Source organism: Paracoccus fontiphilus, assembly GCF_017356265.1.
Lineage (GTDB): Bacteria > Pseudomonadota > Alphaproteobacteria > Rhodobacterales > Rhodobacteraceae > Paracoccus > Paracoccus fontiphilus.
Genome location: NZ_JAFNAW010000119.1, coordinates 1 through 4,902, shown reverse-complemented (window position 1 = coordinate 4,902; position 4,902 = coordinate 1). Strand labels below are relative to the sequence as shown.

Annotated in this window: 3 protein-coding genes and 2 pseudogenes; all 5 read left to right on the top strand. The window is 59.3% G+C overall.

From position 1 onward, the window contains the following. Positions 1–701: pseudogene (locus J0F76_RS19890) on the top strand (hypothetical protein); the annotation flags it as partial. A gap of 38 nt (positions 702–739) precedes the next feature. After that, positions 740–1,312, top strand: a complete 573-nt coding sequence (locus tag J0F76_RS19885) for a hypothetical protein (protein ID WP_207472132.1) — start codon at positions 740–742, stop codon at positions 1,310–1,312. Between the two features lie 271 nt (positions 1,313–1,583). After that, positions 1,584–2,124: pseudogene (locus J0F76_RS19880) on the top strand (transposase); the annotation flags it as partial. Positions 2,125–2,620: 496 nt separating this feature from the next. Next, positions 2,621–4,120 carry a phospholipase D-like domain-containing protein gene (locus tag J0F76_RS19875; protein ID WP_207472130.1) on the top strand — a complete coding sequence of 500 codons (1,500 nt, stop codon included), beginning with the start codon at positions 2,621–2,623 and terminating at the stop codon, positions 4,118–4,120. Between the two features lie 388 nt (positions 4,121–4,508). Continuing rightward, positions 4,509–4,902: hypothetical protein (locus tag J0F76_RS19870; protein WP_207472129.1), on the top strand; the 394-nt coding region annotated here is incomplete at its 3' end.

Below are 4,902 nucleotides of genomic sequence, written 5' to 3'. Positions count from 1 at the left end.
TACACGAAAAGGCCACCCTCGCCTTTGTCGCGGATGCCACGGGCCTTGGCACGATCAGGGAGTTCCACTCAGGGGCCTTTGAAAGGTCTAACGTAAGTTCAGACATCAGGCTTAATGGAATTTTAAGCATTGATCTGATCAACTACAAAGGTACCAAAGCCACAACGTGGACATTGATGAATGCCGATCGTATCACGGGTAACTTAGATGACATTAAGATCAATGGCTTGGAAGAAAATAGGGATGCTAAAGTCTATCTGGATTCCTTGTCTGGAAAACTTATGCTGTCGATCTCTGAGTCTGGTCGTGGCAGCGGAAGCCTTGTTTCAACTGGCATTGGCGAGAACATCATCCAAGGAACAGTCGGGCGAGACATTCTGACGGGGACCAATGGCAGGGATCTATTGATTGGTGGAGGCGGAAATTTTGATCAACTGACAGGTGGAGATGGCGCAGACGTCTTTTACTTTGGCCAGGAAGCGCTGGATGGCGTACGTGCAAGAACGAGCATTATGGACTACGAAGTTGGGGTAGACAGCCTAGCTTTAGCGAAGGGTGTAGCTGTAGCTAGCATACAACAGGCTGGCAGCACTGTTGTCTTGTATCTGGATGATCCTGCGGGCTACGACGACGCAATTTACGTTCGAGGTGATGGCGTGAGTATAGACAACCTCTCAATTTTGAATGACTACTACTTTTAGGTGCATGATCACCTAAGTATCAATCGGAAGGTTACTCAATGTTCAAACGCCTTGTTGCTGCTTGTCTACTCTCCATCTTGCCCTTTGGCGCGTTCGCGGCGCCTGTTACCTCTCCAGTCGTTGATGTTCCGCTTGCAATAGGGGAGTTCACCAGTTTTGACGGTCGAGGCGAGTTTCTTAGCTTCGATGCCTTTGCGACGAGCCAGGACTTCCCGTTTGAAAGTGACCTGCTGGCAGATCTTGGGCTGACCTTTGATCTGAGCAATCAGTACTCAGATGTGAGTGGCTTCTTTACCTTGCATAGCCAAAGTAAAACTTTGCTAACTGGTGTTCTGAGCACCATTATGCCCAAGACGGGCTTACTCTATTTGTCCTTTACGGAGCTATCTGGAGATCTGGCACCAATCTTTGGAAGCGGACTGGAAATAGAACTTTCTTTCTTTGACATATTCGGTGAAGACCCTCTATCAGCGCTGACCATAGGTAAAACGAATTATTTCGCCTATATGATAGAAAGCAGTCATCAGCCGGCATCTGTTCCTCTGCCTACTGGAGCAGCACTCCTGATCTCGAGTCTCGGTCTACTTTCCTTACGGCGGAAGAAGTTCTGAAGATTAATAGCAGGGTAAGTAAGGCAACTATCTCCAAGTTGTTTTTTTGGCACTGCATCAACTAGGGACGTTGACGTTCACTGGAGCGGATGAAGGCTGCTGTATGGCTGATGAAGGTGTAAAGCTTTCATCAGTCTTGCAGCAGCGCATGCCTCATAGCTAATCCGCTTTCCTCTCTCAGGCAACCTTACAAGAATGTCGGCCATTGACCTGCTTGAACTGGCCCCCCTTTCGACCGGACACTCAGGCCTAAAGATGGAGGCTTAGGCTTATGCCTGAGCACATGCTTATGGCTAACGTAGAGATCATCACTGATGGCGGCCGTCGTCGGCGCTGGAGCGCGGCGGAGAAGCTGCGGATTGTCGAAGAGACGCTGGAGGATCACGCCAGCATCTCGATCGTGGCCCGGCGCAATGGCGTGGCGCCGAACCTGTTGTATCGTTGGCGGCGTCTGATGCTCGAAGGGGAAAGCGTCGCCGTAACCGAGGACGACTATGTCACCAGCAATCGCGTCGTGCGCGAGATGGAAAGCCGGATCCGCGAGCTGGAACGCCAGCTGGGGCGCAAGACCATGGAAGTGGAGATCCTGCGCGAAGCGCTGGACAAGTCGCGGGTAAAAAACCGACCTTGCTCGTGCGGCCGCCGTTAAAGGGCGATTGCCAGTGAAGGTCGTGGCAGAGACGCTGGGCGTGGCGCGGTCGAACCTGATCGACCGCCTGCAGGGTCGCAGCAGGCCGCAGCGGGGCTATCACAAGGCCAAGGATGCGGAACTGATGCCGCAGATCATGGCTCTGGTCGCTCCGCGGCCAACCTGCTGTTGGTGCGTAAGTATTCCGAGCGGCCCGATCATGCCCTCCACATCATGCTCCGTCAGTGTCTAGAGCACAGCCTGGGTCACTGCGCGCAGGAAGTCGCCCTCATCATGCTTTTGCAAAAGCTCGATCATGGGCATGTTGGTCTCGGTCATCGGGGTTCTCCTCGGTCCGTGGTTGAAGCTCGCAACTCCACAAAAAACCGAAGCCCTCGATGACCACCTCGATTACACCGCCAGCGCGGCGTGTAAGTCCACCACGTCCTCGGACACTACCCGTCGTTGATTGATGTCGATCTTGGCCGGAGCAGTGTGCGCGCGACGCATCGTAGTGGTTTCAAGCAGCTTGTCGATCAGGTTGAGATCTAGGAAGCGGGATTAATCCATTTGATCAGTGTATGCAAAAACCTTTGCCGCAGGGTGAAACGACTTCGCGCTCCAGATCCTTTCTAACAAGGAGCGTTTCTATTCCGTTTGCGCTGATGTCACGAGGTAGCATGATAGAATTCAAGCCCGGCCTTAACTGCTGGCGCATTGAGACGGCGGATCGGCTGGCCGTCATCGTCGATGGCCAAGCCTATTTCCGTGCCCTGCGTGAGGCGCTTCTGAAAGCCCGGCGCCTGGTCATGATGATCGGCTGGGACTTTGACTTCGAGATCGAGATGCTGCCCGGCGAAAGCGACGCGGACGGGATGGCGCCGGACGGCTTTCCGAACCGGGTCGGTCCCTTTCTGGATGCGGTCGTTGACAGGCGCCCCGGCCTGGACATCTACCTGCTGAAATGGAGCGGGGGCGCGCTGATCGCGCCGGGCGGCATCCTGCCCGCCCTGCAGGTCAAGCTGATGTCGCCCGACCAGATCCACCTGGCTTTCGACGGCCGCCATCCGATCGGCGCCTGCCACCACCAGAAGATCGTCGCCATCGACGACAGCCTGGCATTTTGCGGCGGCATCGACGTGACCGACGGCCGCTGGGACGACCGCGATCACCTGGACGACAATCCGCTGCGCTGCTTCAAATCCGGGGATTGCGCCCAGCCCTGGCACGACGCCTCGACCGTGATGGCGGGGCCGGCTGCGGCGGCGCTGTCGGAACTGGCGCGCGCCCGCTGGCGCCATGCCCACGATGCCGAGGTCGAGGAGGACTTCGCCCCCGGCAGCGACATCTGGCCCGACAGCATCAACCCCGCCTTTTGCGACATCCCCGTGGCCATCGCCCGCACCGCCCCGCCCACGGCCGACCGGCCCGGCATCCACGAGATCGAGGACCTGTACTTGGACGCCATCGCCGGCGCCCGGCACAGCATCTACATCGAATCGCAGTATTTCTGCGCCGACAGCATCACCCGCGCCGTCGAGCGCCGCCTGGCCGAGCCCGATGGCCCGGACGTGGTCGTCATCAACCCCCATGCCGCCCAGGGCGCCATCGAGGACCAGGCGATGCATGTCACCCGCAGCCGCATGATCCGCCACCTGCGCGCCCGCGATCCCCATGGCCGGTTCCGCATCCTTTATCCCGTGACCGAGCGGGGCGAGCCGATCTATGTCCATGCCAAGATCATGATCGTGGACGATGTGCTGCTGCGGGTCGGATCCAGCAATATCGACCGCCGCTCGATGGGCTTCGACACCGAATGCGACGTGGCGATCCTCGCGCCGGATGACGCGACGCGCGCCCTGATCGAGAACTTCCGCGACGGGCTGCTGGCCGAGCATCTGGGCCTCGACCCGGCCGAGGTTTCGGCCGCCATCGCCCGGGAGGGCGGCCTGGTCGCCGGACTGGACCGGCTTTGCCAGGCCGGGGGTCGCGGTCTGCGCCCCCTGCCCCTGCGCCGGGAAACCCTGCTGGGCGGCATCCTGGCCGATACCCGCTTCTTCGACCCGCGCTATCGCCGCAGCGCCCAGGCAAGGCTGGGAATCAGCGCACGCCATCTGCTGATCGGCGGGGCGGTTCTGGCGGGCGGGGTGTTGCTGTGGCGCGGGCGGCGGCAGGGCTGAGCCATGGGCCGGCGCATCCCTGTCGCACCATGACGGGAAGCGCGCCGGCCGCAGCGCCATCCGGCTGATCCCGCGAGGGAAACCCGGATCAGGCCCCGGTGGCGAGCCCTTCGCGATGGCCAAAGCCGCCTCACGGCACCGGCCGCAGATCGGCAGGATCAGATTTCCTGCCTTTTTCACAAGCCAATGCAACGACTTCCGCTGCCCTCCTTCGGCAGAGGGCTTGCCGAGGCATTGTGCCGCAGGCAAAGAATGCCATGGGCGCGGCAACAGGTTGCCGCGCTTGACGGCAAGACTACCCCGACGTGCAAATCCTTCCTGCACGCCCGCCTGCCTTTCCAGTTTTGAACAGTTAAGTTCATTTTAGACAGCCGAAGGAACAGAACAGATGCTGCTTCGCGATCTTCTTGTCGCCTTGCCCGGGTTGATCGCCTCTCCGGGCTCGCTGACCAGGACCGACGACATCACCTTTGACAAGCTGCAGGGACAAACATCCTTCCAGATCGTGAGCCCGGTCCTGACGGTATCGGATACCGGGGCGATCGCCCTGCTTCCGTTCCTTGATCCGACCGCCAACTTCTTCAGGAACGCCCTGACCGACTTCTTCCAGCAGATCGGTTTCCAGCCCCCTGAAGCTCCCGATTTCGGCACGGTCGCACCTCCCCCTCTTCCGCTCCGCACGGACAACCTCGGCGCCGAAGCCGGTCGCGTCGTATCCATCGGCCTGGATGACAGCGGCCCTGTCGAAAGCGTCCGCATCCTGTCCCAGTCCAGCCATGGTC